Annotated in this window: 21 protein-coding genes; all 21 read right to left on the bottom strand. The window is 67.3% G+C overall.

Features of this window, described 5'->3' with window-relative positions:
* A partial coding sequence (locus AB5164_RS02650; RefSeq protein WP_368147778.1) for a hypothetical protein occupies nt 1–638 on the bottom strand: 638 nt, incomplete at its 3' end.
* 12 nt (nt 639–650) lie between these two features.
* On the bottom strand, nt 651–1,553 hold the full coding sequence (locus AB5164_RS02645) for a BppU family phage baseplate upper protein (RefSeq protein WP_368142660.1): 903 nt from the start codon (nt 1,551–1,553) through the stop codon (nt 651–653).
* 3 nt (nt 1,554–1,556) lie between these two features.
* Entirely contained in the window at nt 1,557–1,877 is a 321-nt protein-coding gene (locus tag AB5164_RS02640; protein ID WP_346978430.1) for a hypothetical protein, read from the bottom strand.
* A gap of 21 nt (nt 1,878–1,898) precedes the next feature.
* Nucleotides 1,899–4,451, bottom strand: a complete 2,553-nt coding sequence (locus tag AB5164_RS02635; protein ID WP_368142659.1) for a phage tail spike protein — start codon at nt 4,449–4,451, stop codon at nt 1,899–1,901.
* The gene (locus tag AB5164_RS02630; protein ID WP_117637885.1) at nt 4,451–5,164 is read right to left on the bottom strand and encodes a distal tail protein Dit; all 714 of its coding nucleotides are present in this window, start codon (nt 5,162–5,164) and stop codon (nt 4,451–4,453) included. Before AB5164_RS02630 ends, AB5164_RS02635 begins: the two co-directional genes overlap by 1 nt.
* Nucleotides 5,161–7,851 (bottom strand): phage tail tape measure protein, encoded by a 2,691-nt coding sequence (locus AB5164_RS02625; protein ID WP_368142658.1) that lies wholly within the window; start codon nt 7,849–7,851, stop codon nt 5,161–5,163. Before AB5164_RS02625 ends, AB5164_RS02630 begins: the two co-directional genes overlap by 4 nt.
* A gap of 2 nt (nt 7,852–7,853) precedes the next feature.
* Nucleotides 7,854–8,510: a Gp15 family bacteriophage protein gene (locus tag AB5164_RS02620; protein WP_368142657.1), complete on the bottom strand. Its 657-nt coding sequence runs from the start codon at nt 8,508–8,510 to the stop codon at nt 7,854–7,856.
* Nucleotides 8,510–9,013, bottom strand: a complete 504-nt coding sequence (locus tag AB5164_RS02615; RefSeq protein ID WP_368142656.1) for a hypothetical protein — start codon at nt 9,011–9,013, stop codon at nt 8,510–8,512. Before AB5164_RS02615 ends, AB5164_RS02620 begins: the two co-directional genes overlap by 1 nt.
* Before the next feature lie 108 nt (nt 9,014–9,121).
* Nucleotides 9,122–9,838 carry a phage tail tube protein gene (locus AB5164_RS02610; protein ID WP_368142655.1) on the bottom strand — a complete coding sequence of 239 codons (717 nt, stop codon included), beginning with the start codon at nt 9,836–9,838 and terminating at the stop codon, nt 9,122–9,124.
* Between the two features lie 2 nt (nt 9,839–9,840).
* A complete protein-coding gene (locus AB5164_RS02605) occupies nt 9,841–10,179 on the bottom strand; it encodes a phage tail terminator protein (protein ID WP_368147775.1) in 339 nt (112 codons plus the stop codon).
* A gap of 61 nt (nt 10,180–10,240) precedes the next feature.
* Nucleotides 10,241–10,591, bottom strand: a complete 351-nt coding sequence (locus tag AB5164_RS02600; protein ID WP_368142654.1) for a minor capsid protein — start codon at nt 10,589–10,591, stop codon at nt 10,241–10,243.
* A 2-nt stretch (nt 10,592–10,593) separates the two neighbouring features.
* Complete coding sequence (locus tag AB5164_RS02595; RefSeq protein WP_368134780.1) at nt 10,594–10,887, bottom strand: putative minor capsid protein; 294 nt, start codon at nt 10,885–10,887, stop codon at nt 10,594–10,596.
* 32 nt (nt 10,888–10,919) lie between these two features.
* Entirely contained in the window at nt 10,920–11,279 is a 360-nt protein-coding gene (locus AB5164_RS02590; RefSeq protein ID WP_346978438.1) for a hypothetical protein, read from the bottom strand.
* Nucleotides 11,269–11,424: a hypothetical protein gene (locus AB5164_RS02585; protein ID WP_158559642.1), complete on the bottom strand. Its 156-nt coding sequence runs from the start codon at nt 11,422–11,424 to the stop codon at nt 11,269–11,271. The genes AB5164_RS02590 and AB5164_RS02585 overlap by 11 nt, the downstream gene beginning before the upstream one ends.
* Nucleotides 11,425–11,438: 14 nt before the next feature.
* On the bottom strand, nt 11,439–12,320 hold the full coding sequence (locus AB5164_RS02580) for a hypothetical protein (RefSeq protein WP_368142653.1): 882 nt from the start codon (nt 12,318–12,320) through the stop codon (nt 11,439–11,441).
* Between the two features lie 3 nt (nt 12,321–12,323).
* Nucleotides 12,324–12,884, bottom strand: a complete 561-nt coding sequence (locus AB5164_RS02575; RefSeq protein WP_152067361.1) for a phage scaffolding protein — start codon at nt 12,882–12,884, stop codon at nt 12,324–12,326.
* A gap of 199 nt (nt 12,885–13,083) precedes the next feature.
* Nucleotides 13,084–13,248, bottom strand: coding sequence for a hypothetical protein (locus AB5164_RS02570; protein WP_158573939.1), 165 nt, complete (start codon nt 13,246–13,248; stop codon nt 13,084–13,086).
* Nucleotides 13,221–14,891, bottom strand: coding sequence for a phage minor capsid protein (locus AB5164_RS02565; RefSeq protein WP_368142652.1), 1,671 nt, complete (start codon nt 14,889–14,891; stop codon nt 13,221–13,223). The genes AB5164_RS02570 and AB5164_RS02565 overlap by 28 nt, the downstream gene beginning before the upstream one ends.
* 50 nt (nt 14,892–14,941) lie before the next feature.
* Nucleotides 14,942–16,456, bottom strand: coding sequence for a phage portal protein (locus AB5164_RS02560; RefSeq protein ID WP_368142651.1), 1,515 nt, complete (start codon nt 16,454–16,456; stop codon nt 14,942–14,944).
* Nucleotides 16,456–17,739 carry a PBSX family phage terminase large subunit gene (locus tag AB5164_RS02555; RefSeq protein WP_368142650.1) on the bottom strand — a complete coding sequence of 428 codons (1,284 nt, stop codon included), beginning with the start codon at nt 17,737–17,739 and terminating at the stop codon, nt 16,456–16,458. Before AB5164_RS02555 ends, AB5164_RS02560 begins: the two co-directional genes overlap by 1 nt.
* Nucleotides 17,723–18,154, bottom strand: a complete 432-nt coding sequence (locus tag AB5164_RS02550) for a hypothetical protein (RefSeq protein ID WP_117765325.1) — start codon at nt 18,152–18,154, stop codon at nt 17,723–17,725. Before AB5164_RS02550 ends, AB5164_RS02555 begins: the two co-directional genes overlap by 17 nt.
* Between the last annotated feature and the right edge of the window lie 83 nt (nt 18,155–18,237).

Here is an 18,237-nt window from a genome sequence, read left to right as displayed (position 1 = left end):
TCCTGCCAGCTCCACGAGTTGGAGTCGTTGAGCGCGCCGCCGGCGCTGTAACGCTCCTCAAGCAGGACGCGCTGGGTCAGCAGGTACTTGGTCAGCCCCTCGGGCAGGCAGGCCTCGAAGGCCGTCTCCCACGCCTTGAGGTTGCTGTTGGGGTAGGGGCATTTCCGGTCGGCGGTGCCCTGGTTCGTGTTGGTCGTGTTCCACATCAGGAAGCTGTCGTTTGCCACGCCGGTCACGGTCTTGGCCGCGGCGATGGGCGCGGAGGCCACGAAGGCGATGTGGTGGCCTTTGGAGCTGTCGCCGCAGCAGTAGTACGGGTCGAAGTGCGCCAGGAGGAAGCGCACGGACTGCTGGGCCGCCACGCCCGACGCGCTTACCAGCGGCACGTCGATGTAGTCTCCCACGCGCAGGCCCGCGAAGTTGCCGTTGGCGGCTCGCTTGTGCAGCGCGTCGTACACGCTGCCGCTGCCGATCTCTCCCGCCAGGATGGTGGCGATGTTCTGCCCGCCGTACTTGCCGATTTGGCCCTGGCGGTTGTACTCGGCGTTGTTGAGCGCCGTCTGCGCGTTGCTGCGCGCGGTATCGTCGATGACCTCGTAGCCGATGCCGCCCACCGACAGGGTTTTCGCTTGTGCCATTTCGTTGCCTTTCTACTTGAGGTTGAGGGTTGTGCCGGACGCCGTGCAGGTGCTCCCGAACGTGACGGTGCTGCCGGATGCGCTGGCCTTGGAGGCGGGGCAGTACACGGTGCCGTCGTCGTAGATGAACGCGTCCGTGGCGTCGGCCAGCTTGCCGTACAGGTCGGCTATCTGCTGCTTCTGCTTGGCCATGTCCGAGCTGCCCGCGCTGCCCTGCGCCACGCTGTTGGCTATCTGCAGGGCGGTGTTGGCCGCCGCGTCGGCGTTCGAGGCCGCGCCGTTTGCCGCAGCCGTGGCGGCTTGCGAGGCCGCCTTCAGCTGCGACGCCTCGGTCACGCGGTCGCTTTCCGCCGCGGCTCGCTTCTTCTCGGCCTCTGCGCGCCCGGTTTCGGCGGTCTGGCGTGCCTTCTCGTTCGCGGCGCGCTGGTTTTCCGCGCTCGCGCGGGAGGCCTCGGCCTTCTGCATCTGCGCGTTCAGCGCGCTCACGTCGGCTAGCTGCCCTTCGAGGTTCGCGATGATCGCCTCCACCGCATCGACGTACGGGCCGGATATCTCGCCCGACGCGCTCGCCGATGGCAGCACGTTCACCAGTACGTTCTCGGTGGTGGCGTCCAGCCCCGCCGCGTTCCGCACGCGCACGTAGCATACCTTGAGCAGCCCGGCCACGCCGAAGACGGCGGGGTTGACGGTCACGGTGGCCACGTTGTCGCTGATGCCCGTGAACTGCTGCTCCACGTAGGTGTGGTCGGGCTTCGCAGCCATGAGGTGCACCTTGCAGCCCGTCAGGGCCGCCTTCTTGTCGCCGTCGTAGATGGCGGCCTTCAGGACCTCGGCGCTGTCGCCCTGGTGCACGGTGATGACGGGCGGCGCTATGTTGGTCTTCTTGAGGTTGAGCGTAAGCTCGTGCGTTGCCATGCCTCACTCCTTCCCTTCGGGCGCAAGTGTCCGCGACATGTCGCCGGGCTGCGCTCTGTGGACCCCGCATATCTCCTCGTCGGTGAGCGCCGAGAAGTCCACGGCGTTGGCCTCGCCGCCTTCCGCGTCCATGACGGCCACGGGGCTGGACACGAGCGTGAAGCCGCCCTTGCCATCGAACTCGAACACGTCTTCCGATTCCACGATGGCCCGCGCCGTGGCCGGGTCGCTGATGCACTCGAACACCGGAAGCGCCTCGGGCGGCTTCGGCGCGCCGTCGAGCGCCTGCGGCGCTTCGGGCTGCTGCACAAGGTGGTAGAACATTCCGTTTCCTCTCTCGCTGGTCTAGTTTCCCGTGATGCTGCTCATGCCGGTGATGATTCCGTTCACCACGTTGATGGTGCCCCACGTCCAGTTGTTGCCGTTGTTGGTGATGCACCCGATGAACTGCGTGGAGCCCGTGTACCCGTAGGTGCCGCCGCTGCTCGGACTGGTTCCTATGGCGAACTTCGGGGCGAGTATCCTGGCGGTGCCCGACGACCCAATGTCTGCGCGGCTGCTATCCAGGTACACGTAGTTGTTGGAGTTCTCCTGCAGCTTCACGTACGCCGAGCCGCCCGCGTTGCTGTTGCCGCTCCTCATGTACAGCTGCTCGTCGGGATGGCTCATGTAGCCCGCGTAGTAGGGGGTTGTCAGCCACGTCTGGCGGTAGTAGCGGTTGACTGCCAGGAAGCCGTAGCCGCAGGTGGATATGCCCACGCCGTCGGTAGAGCTCGCCGTGGGGCTGTCCTTCGCGTGGACGGCCTCGATGGTGCAGTACTCGGTCGAGCCGTTCACGAACGACGCTCCCGGGTGGTTGTTCGTCGTCGTGCCGGTGGTGATGTAGTTGGTGGACGACGTGCCGACCATGTTGCAGCGGAACATGGAGGTGCTGCCCACCAGCACGGTGCCCGCGATGATGGAGCCGTTCTTGTCGTATATCTGGAAGCCGTTGGTGGCGTTGATGTACACCTTGTTGCCGTTGCCGTCCGTCATGAAGATGGAGCCGTCGCGCAGATAGAAGGCCCCGCTGTCGAGGTCCCAGTACGAGTTGCCGCCCTTGATGCGGCCCGTGGTCAGCTCGTCGGCGGTCACGCCGTCGCCGGTGATGGCCGTGCGCCACTTCCACGCGCCGCTGGAGTACTTGGAGTTGGCCACGCCGATGACGCCGCCGCCTATCTTCACGCACTTGGTCGCGTTCTCCGGCTTCTTGTCGTACACGAGGATGCCCTGGCCGGGCTCCTCGTACACCCAGCCGCCCGTGGTGTTTATCTCGCTGTTGAGCATTTCCACGATCTTCTTGCGGATATCCGTCGGCAGCTGGTCGAGCTGGTTCTGCAAGCCCTCAACCTCGCCCTCGGCGCTCGTCAGGCGCTCGTCCAGCGAGCCGGTGATGCCTTCCAGGTACTCCTTGTTGGCCTCGTCTATCTTCTTGAGCACGCTCTCGCTCTGCTCCACCGTGGTGTCGGTGTAGAGCTTGAGCATCTCCTCAAGGGACAGGTTGCCGTCGTCGGAATACTTCTTGAGGGCTTCCTCTAGGGTGGTGTCCCCGTTGTCGGCGTACTCCTTGAGGGCCTTGTCAAGCGCGTCCTTCACCTCGTCGGTGTAGTCCTTGGCCGCGCCGCCCTGCTCCCTGGCGAACGCCTCCTGGCGCTTCTCGGAGGCCGCCAGGCTCTCGCCCCATTTGCCGGTCGATGCCTTGTTGGACGCGTTTACCGCGTCGGCCACGGTGGCGCGGATGCTCGAAGCCGTTCTCTTTGCGCTGGACTTCTGGGCGGCCATCAGCTCGGCCACGGTCTGGTAGTTGCCGAACGTGTAGGTGACCTCGCCGGGGCGCAGCTGATCCTCCACCACCTTGGTGATGCGGGTGCGCACGCGCAGCGGCGGGTCGTACACCTTGTCCACCACGGTCACCAGGTCGCCCTCGTCCGCGCCCTCGAAGCCCTCGCCGGCGCGCGCAAGCGCCGTGGCGTCCACGGTGTAGGACACGGTGGGCACGCACGACTGCGCCAGCTGCGCCTCGGTGAGCTTCTTCAGCTCGGCGGCGTCCTCGCAGTCGGAGAACTCCACGTCGCCGAACACGTGCGCCTTGCCGCCCTTGCCGTCGGGCCGTCCCCAGCGCGCCAGCGCGTCGGCCGACCCCACCCAGTTCTGCCCGCCGTTCACGTCGCCGAAGGTCAGCTTGCGGTCGTAGCCGCCCGTCAGGTTGCCGTCCTCGTCGGCGGTCTGCAGGGACTTGCCGTAGCCGTACAGGGCGGTGCACACGTTGCCCTCGTCCACGCTGCGCTTGACGCTCACGAGGTCCTTGGCGTAGGTGAAACGCTTGCCGTTGTCCTCGCCGACCTGCTTGGCCATGCACACGCGGCGTGCGGTCACCTTGGTGCCGCTCACCTGGATTTCGAACGACAGCTCGCCGCCCCAAGTGTCTGCCACGTCGTGGATGGCCGCCCATGCGTTGGTGTGGTAGAAGTTCGTGCCGGCCTGCCCGAGGTCGGCCACGGTTCCGACCTGCCAGCGCGAGGAGGACAGCGCCGAGGCCAGCGCGGCGTAGGCGCTCACGTCGTAGGGGCGCTTGTCCTCCAGGTAGTCGCCCAGGAGCTCGATTTGCGCCGAGGTCGGGCAGTAGTACGTGTAGAGGATGCCCGCGCTCGCGCGCTCCTCCTCCACGCCGTCCACGATGTTCTCGTGCCAGCGGCCCTTGAGGTCGCGCCACACCAGGCGGTCGCCCTTGTCCAGGCGCGCCAGCGTTGTGATGCTCAGGGCGTTCTCGCCGTTGACCTCGCGCGTGTCCTCGCACTCGAACAGCGTCTTGATGGGCCCCTTGTACGCCTCCCAGCGGTCGCATGCCCACAGAATCATCAGCCCACGTACCTTTCCGTCCACTGTACCGTCGCGGTGCCGCTGGACAGCTTGAGGCTGTTGGCCCCCGGCTCCAGCGGGAAGAAGTCGCTCTCGAAGGTCACGGGCGCGGGGCTGCCGTCCACCGTGGCCTGCGGGGCGGCCATGTCGATGACCACCGCGCTCGATGCCGTCACCGCCTTGTCGATCTGCACGAACTCGCCCGTGCCCATGTTCGTCAGCCGCAGCGCCGACGTGCTGCCGCCGGGCCTGACGGTCACGGTGGGGTAGGTGCGGAACGTCCCGCCCACCTGCACGCCCGAGGTGCCCGACACGGTTGCGCGCCCCTCGGCCCCGTAGGCCACGGGGTCGTATGCCGTGAACGTCAGCGTGGCCTCGCCGGTGTGCCACAACGTGTCGAGCGCGCCCGGCGAGGTCAGCACGGCCATGTAGCGCAGGCCCAGGTGCCTCTCGTCGTCCAGCCACAGCTCGGCCTCCTTGAGGCACAGCAGGCGCGAGGCCATGAGGCGGCGAAGGGCCGCCATGTCGTCGGCGGGGCGCGCCCTCCAGGCCGCCGCCACGTCTATCGTCAGGGGTTTCAGCTCTGCGCGCATGAAGCGCGAGCCGGGCTGCCCGGGCACGTCGCGCGTGGCGATTTCGTACTCGGGCAGCAGCGAGCGGGTCACGAGCCGGGTGTCGAACCACGGCGCGAAGTCGAAGCCGTTGTATATCATGCGAAGCACTCCTGCCGTTTGATTTCCTTGGCTATCTGGCGGGAGATTTTCTCGATGTCGGCCTCCTCCCGCACGGTCGCGTACAGGTTGATTGTCACGTTCGTGTCGCCATGGGCCGCGCCGCCCTTGCCGTCGAGCAGCTTGGCGATGCCCTCGGCCAGCGGGCGCGCGCCGCGCTCGTTGAACGGCACCACGCCCTCGGGGCCCGCCTCGCCGACGCCGATGACGCTGGGGCCGTTGAACACGCCGCCCTTGGCGTACCAGTCGATGCCGAAGTGCGGCACGCTCGGCGGGGCGATACTGAAGCTGCCGGAGATGGACAGGTGCGGCAGCTTCAGGTGGGGCAGCGACCACGAGAAGTTGAAGAACCCCTTGATGGAGTCGATGACGTTGCGCACGGTGTCGCGGGCGTTCTGTATCGGCGTCTCGATGGCGCTCTTGATGGAGTTCCACACGCTGCTCACGGTGTCCTTGGCGGCGTTGAACACGCTGGAGATCGTGTCGCGGATGCCGTTCACGATGCTGGATATGGTGGAGCTGATGCCGCCCCACACGCTCGACGCCGTGCTGCTCACGGCCCCCCATATGGAGTCCCACACCGCCTGAATTGCCGACAGCACCGCCGATATGGTGGAGCTGATGGCACCGATGGCCGCGCCTATCGCCGAGCTGATGGCATCCCATATGCTGGAGGCGGTGAAGCTCACCGCGCCCCACACCGTGTCCCACACGCCCTGGATGACCCCAAGGGCCGCGCCTATCACGTCGCTGACGTACTGGATGTACGCGCTCACCGCGCCGTAGATGGCCTCCCATATGGCGCTGGCGGTGCCGCTGATGGTCTCCCACGTCGCGCCCCACCATTCGGCCAGGGCCGTCACCACGTCGGTGATGACCTGGCTCACCGCGTCGATGTAGCCTCCCACCGTGCCGCAGATTGCGTCCCATGCCGCCGTCAGCTGCTCGCCGAAGTTCTCCCAGATGAAGTTCCAGGGTATGAGCAGCGTCTCGATGGCCAGGTTCAGAATCTCGCCCAGCAGCATCACGGCGACCTGCACCACGTTGCAGATGCCGTCCCAGATGGACGAGGCGGTGCCGGCCAGGCCTTGGAAGAACCCGGCTATGGCGTCGATGGCCCCCTGCACCGTGGAGCAGATGCCGTCCCACACGCCGCCCAGCTTCTCGCCGAGCTGCGAGAAGAACTCGCCGACGCTTTGGGCCACGTCGCCCGCCACCTGGGTGGCCACCTCGAACGCGGCGCACACGGCATCCCACACGGCGGTCACCGCGTCGCGGAACTCCTCGCAGTTGTTCCACAGCAGCACCACGGCGGCGATGATGGCCGCTATGGCCGCTACCACGGGGTGCGCGGCTATGAGCCCCAGCGCGCCGGTGCCCAGCTTGCCGACCACCTGGAAGGCCGCTCCGATTTTCGGCACGGTGTCCACGACGGTGCCGACCGTCGACAGCACGGGGCCTATGGCGGCCGCTATCGTGGCGATCGCCAGCACGGCGGTCTGGCCGCCCTCGCCGATGCCGGCGAACCACTCGGAGAACGACTTGACGACACCCGCCACGTTGGTGGCGATGTTGAGCAGCGGCTCGCCAAGCGGCTCGATGGAGCCCTGCAGCTCGCGCATGGCCTCCTGCGATTTCACGGCGAAGCTGTCGGAGGCGGCCTCCTGGGCCTGCTGCGCAGCGCCCGCCACGTCGCCGAAGCTGTCCTGCACGCCCGCCAGGGACTCGATCATGCCCATGGCATTGTCCTCGCCCAGCGAGGACCACAGGGTGGAGGCCAGCGCGGCCTTGTCGTACTCGTTTGGCATCTGCGTGAGGTCGCCCAGCACCGCCTGCAGCATGTCCTCGGCGGTGGCGCTGCCGTTCTTGAAGTTCTCGAAGACCTCCTGCGTGCCCTCGCTGAACGAGCCGATGGATTCCTCCATGCGGCCGTCGGACAGCGCCGTCAGGAACTCGTTGAGGTAGTCGCCCACCTTGTCCAGGTTGTACGCGCCGTTGGACGTGCCCGCTTCGAGCAGCGAGAAGTACTCGCTGGCGCTCATTCCCGCCTCGCCCCATCGCACGGAGTATTCGCTCAGGTTGTCGCCCAGCTCGTCGGTATAGTTCAGGCCGCGCTGCATGCCCGCCGTCAGCAGGTCGCTGGCCTCGGTGGCGGACAGCCCGAAGCCCTCCATGAGGGCGTTGGTGCCGCGTATGGACTCGTTCACGTCTGCGCCGAAGGTGTCCGACAGCATGAGTGCGTTGGTGGTGACGGTCTGCAGGTCCTCGTCGGACACGTCGCGAAGGGTGGACTTGCACTGGATCAGCGCATCGTTGACCTCGTCAAGGGACTGGCCCCAGCCACCCTCGTATATGCGCTTGCCTATGCCGCTGAAACGCTCGGCCTCCTCGCCGGACACGTCGAACGCGGCGGCTATGCGGGCGTTGGCCTGCTCGTAGTCGCTGGCCACGCCGAATACGGCCTTGCCGGCGGCCACCACGGGCGCGGTCAGCGTCACCGTGGCGGCCGTGCCGGCCTTCTTGAACGAGGACGACAGCTTCGCGGCCTTCTCGTCGCCCTCGGCTATGTTCTTCCAGGAGATGCCCTGGAGGTCGCGCTCCAGGGCCTTGATGTTCTTGGATACGTCAACGGTGTCGAGAACCGCTTTGATGATGACGTTGCCGTCCATGCTCACCTCGTCGCTCTCTTGAGCGCGGCGAACACATCGCGCATCGCCGCGTCGCTTCCTTCCTCAGAGCCGTGTGAGCTGCGGCCTTTGCCGAGTTCGAACGCCTTGTGGGCGGCGTTCCAGGCCTCGACCTCCTGCCTGTTGTATTTGGTTGGCTTCGGCTTGGTCGCCGGGTTGCGGTAGTGGATGGCCGCGCCGAGCGGCGTGTCCTGCGGGCAGCCGCCCACGAGTGCCACGAACTCGGCAAAGCTGATGCGACCGCGCACCTCGTCCCACTCGATGCCGTAGGCCTGGCGGAAGCTGGTGCGTATGCGCGCCGCGTCCTCCTCCAAGTCCCACAGCGGGGTCTCGTGCGGGCGGTCGCCGGTCAGGTCGAGCCCGCACATGTCCCATACCGCCGCGTCGCGCATCCGCATGAACTCGGCGGCGTCGTAGTCGCATGCGCACCACGCGTCAGCCCAGTCCACGAAGAACAGCGCCAGGAACTCGTCCCGGCGCTGGTCGTCGGACTTGCCCTCGTCGGTCAGCACCTCGATGACGCGGATGATCGTGAGCGCGTCGTCGCGCACCAGCACGTCCTCGCCGTTCCACGGGTAGCGCGTGGCGCTCGTGCCGTCGGGCAGCCGCACCCGCTCGGCCGTGAGCGCGGCTGGCAGCATTACTTGCCGCCCTTCTTCTTGCGCTTGGCCTTGGCGCGACGCTGGGCGCGGTTGAGCGCCTGGACCTGCTCGGCGCGCTCGTTGAATACGAGGCCGCACGCCATCAGCTGCTCGCTGGTCGCGTGGCGCGCCAACATGTTGAGGAACGTGGCGAAGACCTCGCCCAGGATGCGGATGTTCTCCTCGGGCGCGATGGGGCCCTCGTCGCCGCCCATCCACGCGAGCAGCTGCTCCCAGCCCTCGGTGCCGATGAACGCCGAGATGGTGCGCTTCATGAGGCGGGCCTGCGCGGCGTTGGCCTCGGCCGCCTTCTCGGGGGTGTCGGCCTCGCGGGCCATCTGCTCGTTGGCCTGCGCGCGGTCGATGGCGTTGCCGACCTTGGCCAGGTACTCCTCGATGTGCTTGTCGTCGAACCACACGCGGAAGCGCGGCGTGTCGGGGTTCTCCTCGGGGTCCTCGAAGAACACGTCCTCGTACGCGCGGATGTTTTTCAGAAGTTCCATTTGTTGCCCCTTTCGTGAGCGGTGAGCGTCGGGCATAGAAAAGGGGCGCGGGCCGCTCACTAGCCCGCGCCCCCATGTCCAGGAGGTTATGTCTGGTGTCGCCTGCGGCTACTTCGCCGCCACGGTGACCTTCACCTGCGTGCAGATGCTCGGCTTCGACGCGCAGCGCACGGCGATGACCGCCTCGCCTGCGGCCACGCCCGTCACGTTGCCGTCGCTGTCGACGGTGGCCACGTCGGTGTTGCCCGATGCGAAGAAGCACTTGGCGTTCGCCTCGGCGGGCGTGACGGTCGGCGCGAGCTTCGTGGACTTGCCCACGGCCGGGCCGGTCGGCGCGGTGCAGGTGACGCCCGTGGGCTGCCTGAGCTTGTTGGCGGGGATGTAGCGCATAGCGCCAGCGCCCGAGATTGTGCAGGAGAATGCGCCGGGGTCGGACGCCGCGCCCTGCTGCGAGCCGACGGTCAGGCCCAGGTAGGTGCAGTCGCCCTCCACCACGTCGCCGTTGGGGTCGGTGTGGCGGAAGTGGCCCGTGCGGCCCTCGCCGGTCTCAAGCGCCAGGCTGGCAACGAAGTCCTGCGCGGGGTCGCCGTAGCAGCGGTCGCCAGTGACCTCGTACTGCGGCTGCACGCTCTTCACCTTGTCGGTGGGGGTGCCGTAGCCGTCGTAGTAGTCCTTGGTCTCGGTGGTCTCGTTGGTGGTCGGCTTCACCTCGGTGATGCCGCGCGAGAAGATGGCCCACGTGGGGCTGGCCGCGTCTGGCGTGGTGTCGATCTCCAGCGCGCTCATGTAGTTGGGCGCGAAGCCCAGGTCTTGGTTCTTTGCCATCGTTATCCCTTCTCTATGGTTATGGTCGCTTTGATTCGGAACTCCCACAGGTACGGCCCGCCCTCGGGCGGCGTTATCTCCTGCGGCTCGGTGTACAGCGACGCGCTCGTGAAGCCGTAGGAGCCCGTGGGCGAGGACAGGTCGGCCCCGTCCAGCGCGTCGGCCAGGTCGTAGGCGTCGCCCATGGCCTTGGCCTCGGAGGTGTCCTTCACGATGACCTGCAGCACGTATCCCACGCGGCGGGTGCCGTCCATGTGGCGCACCACGTCGGCCGTGGGCATGGGCCTCAGCACCACCGCGTCGTCGTGGCCGCGCGATGCTGCCAGGCGGGTGAGGAGCACCGGGCCGTAGCCCAGGGCCTCTATGGCGGCCTTCGCCGCCTCCATCACGTCCGGGGCCATGTCACGCCCCCTCGGTCAGGAGGTCGACGGCCAGGCGCTCCCAGTCCTCGCCGTGCGCTTCCTTCGCGGCCTTCGGCCAGTCGGCCTTGGCCCTCGGGTTCTTGCCGTGCTTGATGGAGCTGTCGGGCAGGTCGCGCACGTAGGCGGCGTAGTCGGCGTCCCATATGACGAGGCCCTGCCTGAAGTCGGAGGCGGCCTGCATGGAGCTGTGCATGCGCTTGGTGTCCTCTGGCGTGAACGCGTTCATGTCCTCGGCCACGCTCATGGCGAACTTCACCTGCTTGGCCTCCAGCTCCTTCGCGCTGAAACGCTTCATGAGCTTGGTCAGGTCGACCGTAACTGCTGCGGGCATTGCTACCTCACCTCCAGTTCCCAGTGGTGGGGGCGGGTGCCGAACGCGCGGCGGGGCGTGCACCTCGCCACGTTCATCCACTCGCCCCCGTCGATGCTCACGCGGCTGCCCACGGGCACGTCGAACATGCCGGGGCTGTCCGCGCCGTCTGCTATCACGAGGCCCTGTGCGCCGTCGCCCAGGGCGTACTCGCGCACGAGCCACGCCGAGACGGGCTCGAAGCGCACGCGGCGCACCTCGACGGGCTGCTCGAACTCGCCGCCGTAGCCGCCATCCCTGGGCACCTTGACGGACATGGTGGAGGGCCGCGCCGAGCGCGGCACCCGCATCATCTCGCGCCCCCGATGCCCGCGTAGAGCAGCGGCGTTCCAAGCAGCTCGCGGCGGACGGCGGCCTCCATGTCGCTGCGGTAGGTGCTGGCCCCTTCGGTACCGGGGTTCCACGAGAACGAGCCGACGGTAAAGCCGCCGCCCTCCATGATGCCGCCCGAGCATCCGTATGCGGCGTCGACCTCGCAGGCCGCCATGACCGCGCGCGCCCACTCCTCGGAGCCGTCCGGCTCGTTGGGGAAGATCAGGTCGCGCACGGCTGCCGTGGCGTGGGGGAGCGCCGCCTTGAACTCCTCGGCGGACAGCTCCCCGCGCCCGGCTGCCAGGTAGTCCTCGTGGGTCGGGGCTCTAGTTTCCATCGTCCTCGGCCGCCTCGGGCTTTTCCGCCTTGCCCTTGGCGGGCTGCTCGTCTGCGGCCTTCGCTTCGGGCTTTTCCGCCTTGCCCTTGGCGGGCTTGGCCTTCTTCGGGGCCTCCTTCTCGAAGGCCAGTCCAACGGTGCGCATGTCGCGCCTCCTTCCTACGCGGCCTTCATGTCTGCGGTGATGTAGTGCGCCAGGTTCTCGCGGACGCCGCACACGCCGTACTTGCGGTACTTGAACAGGTGGCCGAAGCCCTGCTGGTTGTCTTCGGCGTCGATGACCTTGCCGTGCGCGAAGTTCCAGCGCAGCACCACGGCGTCCTTGTGGACGATGAGGAAGTTCATGTCCACCGCGCCGGTGCCCTTCTTGTAGTGGCCGATCTCCTCGTCCTTGGTGGTGCCGTCCAAAAGGTCGATGGCGCTGTAGAAGCGGGACTGCGGCACCTTCACGATGGAGGAGAAGCCGTCCAGCGCCTCTCGGGACTTGGTGGTGTCCAGGTCCTTCACCATACCCAGCAGGGTGGGGGTGATGAACAGCACGCGGCCCTCTTCCGGCACCTCCTTCTCGTCCATGTCGCACATGGCGGCGTTCAGGCCCTTGAGCATGTCCGCGCCGTCGGCGTAGGTCTTCTGCTCCTTGGTGATGCCGGTGCCTGCGCACAGCGTGGAGAACACGAACGCGTCTCCCTCGGGCACCACCTTGGTGCGGTTGAAGTGCGCGGCGGCGTTGCCGAACGCCAGATTGAAGGACTGGGCGTCCACTTTCTGGTCGATTTCCAGGATGGTGCCGCGGTCGTAGTTGGCGCTGATGGGCTTCCAAGTCAGGGACGCGCCGCTGTTCTGCGGCAGTCGCCCGTTGGCCTGCACGTCGCCCAGGCCGCCCATGGAGTAGACGGGATAGTAGAACTCGCCCAGCTGCTCCATCTGCGCGATGTTGCCCTGCGGCGCGGCGCTCTCAAGCACTGCGGTCAGGGATTCCTTGCGGTACGCCTCCATGAGCACGCTCTCGTAGCCCTTGGGCAGTTCGATGCTGTTTGGCATGATTTACTCCTTTGAAGATTCGTCGGTGAGTCCGAAAGCTGCGCGGAAGTCGGCCAGGCCGTCGGAGCCTGCGCCGCCCTTGGGGTCGCCGCCCGCGCTCTCGCGGGGCTGGTCGGTGAACATGTAGGCGTTATCCTTCTTCAGGGCCTCGAAGTCGATGCCCGTGAGGTTGCCCTGCTCGTCCAGCTTCGCGTCAGCGATGTTCGGGATGATCGCGCGCGCCGCCTTGGCGTTGCGCACCCCCATCTGCGCCAGCTTGGTGTCGATGGCGAAGTCGCGGCGCATGTCGGCCTCGCGCTTCTCGGCGTCGGCCTTGTACGCCTCGTTGTCGGCCTTGGCCTTGTCGAGCGCGGCCTGCAGCTCCTCGGCGTTGCCCGCCTTGGAGGTGAACTCCTCGATCTGCTTGTCGCGCTGCTCCAGCTCGGCCTTGAGGGCCTTCACCTGCTCCTGGTACTCGTCGGTCTCGCGCTTGTACTTCGCGTAGGACACGACCTCCTTCGCCGGTTCGGTCTGCTGGCCGTTGTCGCCGCCCTCGTTGCCTTGGGGCTTGTTGTCGTCCGCCATCGCTTGCTCCTTCCGTGTTTGGTTTTCGCGCTTCCCTGCGCGCTTGGATGGCCCGCCGTTGTCGCCGCGGTCGCGTGCGGGGCCGTTGTCGCCGCCCCATCGCGTGACCGCATCTTCCCCGAGGTGTCGCCAGGCAAAAGAAAAGGCCGCCCGTGATGGGCGGCCTTGATGCCGTGCGTCTACTCGGTTGTCGCTTGGTCTACTTCATCAGCCCCGCGTCGCGCAGAACCTTGCGGGACTTGGCAAAAAGCTCCTCGCGCTCTTCTTTGGTCAGCTTTTCGGCGGCTTTCGACTCGGAGGCGCTGTCATCTATGACGAGCACCCAGTCCTCTGGCGTCACTTCTTTTTTGTCAGCCTGAACCATTTCGCTTCCTCGTTTCGCTCGTAGAGCATTTCGGTGGCAAGCTGGTCGATAACGTCGCCGCCCACGTTCGGGCACTCTCTTTTCGCCAGCTCTCGCAGCTCCTCGTACGCTTGTACGACGCTGCGGTCGTTCACCTTGATTTCGTAGATTGTACCATCGTGGCACGCCACCACCGAGCTGCGCACCCAGTCGTTTTCCGCCACCGTTCGAATGTCGGTCCACGACGGCGGCGAGCTCATGGGGTGGTTGTGGATCAGCACCACGCCGCCCTTGGTGCGCCTGCACGCCTCCACCTGCTTGGCGGTCAGGCCGCACGCCTGGCTCTTCAGGCCGTGCCCGAAGGTGTCGGTGACGCGCTCGCCCTTCTTCCACGACACGACGGACATGCGTTCGTAGCCCGTGCCGTCGCGGTCGCGCAGGATGCGGCGGCTCTCGGCGTACACGGCCTCGCTCGCGCGCTTCGGGATGGGAAGGGAGGCCACCTTGTCGTGGTACGACTTGCCGTTCACGGCACGGCGGCTCACGTCTGCGGCGGTGCCCGCGCCCTTGCCCGGCATGAGCTTCTCGCGCACCCAGGTCTTGTCCGTGGCAAGTGGGTAGATGTGCGCCTTCGATTCCATGGCGGCCTCGCGCGTGCGCTCGCGGGACAGGTAGGGATGGGCGGCTATGTGCTCGCGCTGGCGCTTCTGCAGCTTGCCCAGGCGCAGGCGCTCCTTGGTGTTGTCGAGCCCGGCGGCCTCCAGGGCCGTTGCCTCGCGCTTGGCGGCGCGTATGCCGCGCTCAAGCTCGCGCTGCTTCTGCTCTGCCTGGTATCGCTCCTCGCGCTTCTCGTCGCCGCCGTCCGGGTCGCGCTCGTAGCGCAGCGGCTGGCCCTCCACGTAGATGCCGAAGTCGTGCTTGCAGTTCGCGCCGCACAGGCCATCGACAGAGCCGTAGCCCGTCTCGCGGTAGAACGGCGGGTACTTCTTGGACTTGCCCGACAGGCTGAACACGCGGCCCTGCCACTTGGCGTGGCTCTCGCGCGCCCCGCCGTGCGAGGAGGTCTGCACGAGGTCGTGCCCGGTCTCCTCAAGCAGCTCCAGTGTGTTGCGGCTGCCGGCCTGCACCGCTTGGGTGCGGATGTGGCGGCGCATGGCCACGTCGGCCTGCGCCCACGCCCCGCTCTTGTAGTCCACGACGGACACGCCGCGCCGCGCCAGCTTCAGCACGGCCTCGCGGGTGGCCTGCTCGTAGCCCGCCATGCCCGAGTTCACCCGAGCCACGGCCTGCGCCACGACTTCGAGGTAGGCGCGCTGCACGTTGGCGGGCATCTTCAGGTTGTCGCGGCTCACGACGTCCTGCACTCCCGCCGCCGTGGCCCGCGCGGAGTTGTGCAGCCTCCACTGCATCGCCTTGGACAGCGCGCCCATGGCCGTGCCCAGCGTGGCCAGGTCGGCCTCGGCGCTCTTGGCCACGGCCTCGGCCGCAGCCTTGGCAGCCTCGCGCGCGGCTCTGCGGCCCTCGTCGTTCATGGCCTTCTGCACGTCCTTGGCGGCAAGCGCCGCCCTGCGGGCGGCCTGCGAGTAGGCGCTGTCGCCCTCGAAGTCGATGGAGCCTATGAGCGCGGCGTAGATGCACACCAGGCGCAGGGTGTATTCGTCCATGGCCCCCTGCGCTGCGTCGGTGAAGTGCTCTATGTAGTCCGGCCCCAGCATCAGGCGAGCCCGTCGCCCAGCATGTCGAACGCGCCGCCCTGCTGCTCGGGCACGTTGGCCTTGGCCTCGTTGCTGGTCTCGCCGTAGAAGCGGCGGCGGTACTCCCACGGGGCCATGATGCCCGCGCCGACCTCGCTCATGGCCATCTCGCGCGCGCTCTGCGTGTCGCTGATGATGGAGTCGTCGAAGTCCACGGTGACGTCGCCGTAGGGCACGGCCTCGCCCCTGATGCTGCGGCACGCGTCGGCCATGCCGTTTACGAGGCGCACGATGGACTTGCGCAGGGCATTCTCGTGCCGGTGGATGGATCGCATCAGCTGCGAGTTGTCGGCCGCCACCTCCTTGGCGGTCTTCAGGCCCGTGTGCGACTCCCAGGAGAAGTAGCCGTTGCCGAAGCCGCACGCCACCGACAGCAGGCGCAGGCCCGTGTTGATGGCGCTGGCGTTCTCGTCGGCCTTGAGGTCGCTCTGAACGGTCTGAATCTTGGCCGACCCCTCGTCGCCTGGGTTCATGCTGAAGATGGTGTCGTCGGCCTCGCCGAAGGCGTAGTAGGTCTTCGTGAGGCTGCCGTCCGGCCCCTTGTCGGTCTTGGACTCTATGAGGGTCTTGTCCACGAACGTGCGCGGGCGGCCCACGCGAATGTGGTCGAGCAGGGAGGTGGCGGCCTCGTCGACCACCTTCATGGCCCCCACGGCGTTGCAGTACACGCTCGCGCCCATCGCGCAGTAGTCGTAGAAGCGGTTCGACACGGCGGGGCGCACCAGCGCGAAAAGCGGGCGGGTGCAGCGCGTGTCCATGTCGGCGCTGATGCCCTCGACCGTCACCTGCTTGTGCGTCTTGGTGTCGAACAGCTGCGTGAGGATGTGGTAGGTGCCGCCCTTGAGCACGTGGGCCTGGCACTGGTCGTAGTCGCGCCCGGCGACCTCCACGCGGCCCACGAACGCGCACTGCGTGCAGTCGTCGGCGCTCCACGTGAGCGGGACTATCTGCGTGGCGTCGTAGCGCACGATGCGCAGCTCGGCGTCGGGCGTGTAGGCGCTGTCGGTCACGCCTCGCGGCTCGATGACCCACGCGCCGGTCCCCATGGCGAACGCCCGGGCTATGAAGTCGGCGTTGTCCATGGCGAACGATGTGGGCGCGTCGCTGTCCTCCGTGGGCTGCTGCGCCGGCGCGTTGCCCTCCGTCGCCTCCTGGCCGTCCCCGCCCGTCGCCGTGGGGTTGGCGAAGTAGCGCGCCATCCAGGCGCGGCGCTCGTCGCTCGTGCTGGAGATGATCGTGCTCTCGTTCATGAGCAGACTGGCCCACTCGTCGGCCACGAGCGCCGCCGGGTGCAGGCTGGCGCGCTCGCGCTTGTACACGCGGAAGCCGCGCCGCTCGCTGTAGTGGTACCAGCCGTTGTTCGCCGCGAACCAGCCGAACCAGACGCCCACCATGCCCTGCATGCGGGTGTCCGGCTGGTATCCCATGCGGCGCAGCCACGCCTCGGCGTAGCCCGTGTTGCCTCGCTTCTCCATCAGAGGTTGCTCCTTATCCACAGTCCTGCGGCGTAGCCCGCCGCGTCTATCGCGTCGTCGTTCACCTTCGGCAGTGTCTCGGTTATGTCGCCCTGCCCGTTCGACACGTACTCGTACTCGGGGAACTCCTTGGCGGCGAGCGGGCAGCGGTCGGGGTCGATGACTATGCGCGTAAGGTTCTGCATCCACCTGATGCGGCTCTTGGGCGCGTTCAGGCCCTGCTTGAGCGACTTCTGCGCGCCGATGCCCTGCTCCTGGTAGTAGAGGATCATGCCGCGCGCCGCGCTGTCGCACCACACGTCGGCGGCGGGGTCCTCGGCCGCCTGCAGCTTGGCCGCCACCAGCTCGGCGGTCTTGACGTCGATGGCCTCGGTTCCCTGGCGGCTCTCCTCGTCCAGCAGGTACAGCACGCGCTCGTTCTCGTCGTAGCCCGCCTCCATGAACACCCAGGGGTGCACGCTGCCCGCGTCCACGCCGAACGAGCGCAGGGCGATGGACGCGCGCTCCTCCGCGGTGATGGGGCGTATGTCCAGCAGCTCGTCGGGGAACACCTCGGAGCCTGTGCCGATGACCTCGCCGAGCCATTGCCAGCGGTAGGAGTCGGGGGTCTTGCGGCGGCTGCGCTCCGCCTCCGCCAGCGCGGTGGCGCTTATCCATTCGGGGTGCTCGTCTATGACGTCCAGGTACGTGGTGTGGCATATGAAGCGCCCGTCCTCGCCCGGGTGGGCCTCCAGGTCGCGCGCCTCCTTGTTCACCCAGTTGCGAGCCGAGCGGGGAGGGTTGTAGCTGTAGAAGACCCAGAACATGTCGCCGCCGCGCAGGAACGTGGCCAGCACGCTGCGCACCTCGTCCATGCCGTCGAACTCGTCTACCTCCTCGAACCACACCACGGCGCAGTAGCCGGTGCGGAACTTCGCGGACTTCAGCTTCTTCGGCTTGTCGCATCCCACAAAGCGTATGACCTGCCCGGTGGGGCGGTACGTCACCTCCATGGGGGACAGGCCGAAGTCGAACAGGTGCGCCACGCCCAGCACGTCGCACGCCCAGCCTATCTGCTCGTACACGGACGTGCGCAGCGTGTTGCCGACCTTGCGCAGCACGACGGCGTTGGCCTCCGGGTTGAGCATGATCAGCAGCACGATGGCGATGGATATGAACGACGACTTGGTGGAGTTGCGCCCGCCCTTGAACCAGTAGTGCGTGAACTCGTGCGCCTTGATGGAGCGCCACACGCCGGCGAACACGGAGGCCACGACGTCCGAGAGCCTAACCGAGGTCGTCAACGATGGTCACCCCCGCCTCCGCCATGGCGGCCTTCGCGCCGTCCACGCCGAACATGTCGTTGAGCAGCTTCACGCTCTCGGTTATGGCCAGGCGCGCGTCGCCGTTGATGCTGCCCTCGGCCGCCTGGCGGCGGAAGATGGGCAGCGCGCCGTCCAGCACCTCGAACAGCGGGGCGGCCGCGTCCTGCAGCTCCCAGCGGCAGTCCTTGGCGGCCGCGTCGCGGATTTCCTGGATTCTGTGCGCGATTCGTGGGTCGCGCATCAGCTTGGACGCGGCGCAGCTTATTGAGTTGTAGTTCATCCGCTTGCAGTCGTAGGCCGCGCGGTACGCGTCCTGCTGCTTGGCGCGGGGCTTGGCCATCTCGCGGGCGAACGCCTCCTGCTTCGCCGTGAGCGGCTTGTCCTTCTTGGGCACCTGCGGCCTCCTTCCTGATTAGTTTCGCGCTAGCCAAGCGACGCGATCACATCGCGCTCGCGCGGCGAAAGCGCGAAACGCTC

Origin of the sequence: Collinsella aerofaciens, assembly GCF_040915425.1 — a bacterium.
In the GTDB taxonomy this organism is placed as follows: domain Bacteria; phylum Actinomycetota; class Coriobacteriia; order Coriobacteriales; family Coriobacteriaceae; genus Collinsella; species Collinsella aerofaciens_BW.
The sequence above is the reverse complement of the archived record's forward strand: the minus strand, read 5'-3'. Positions and strand labels throughout refer to the sequence as shown.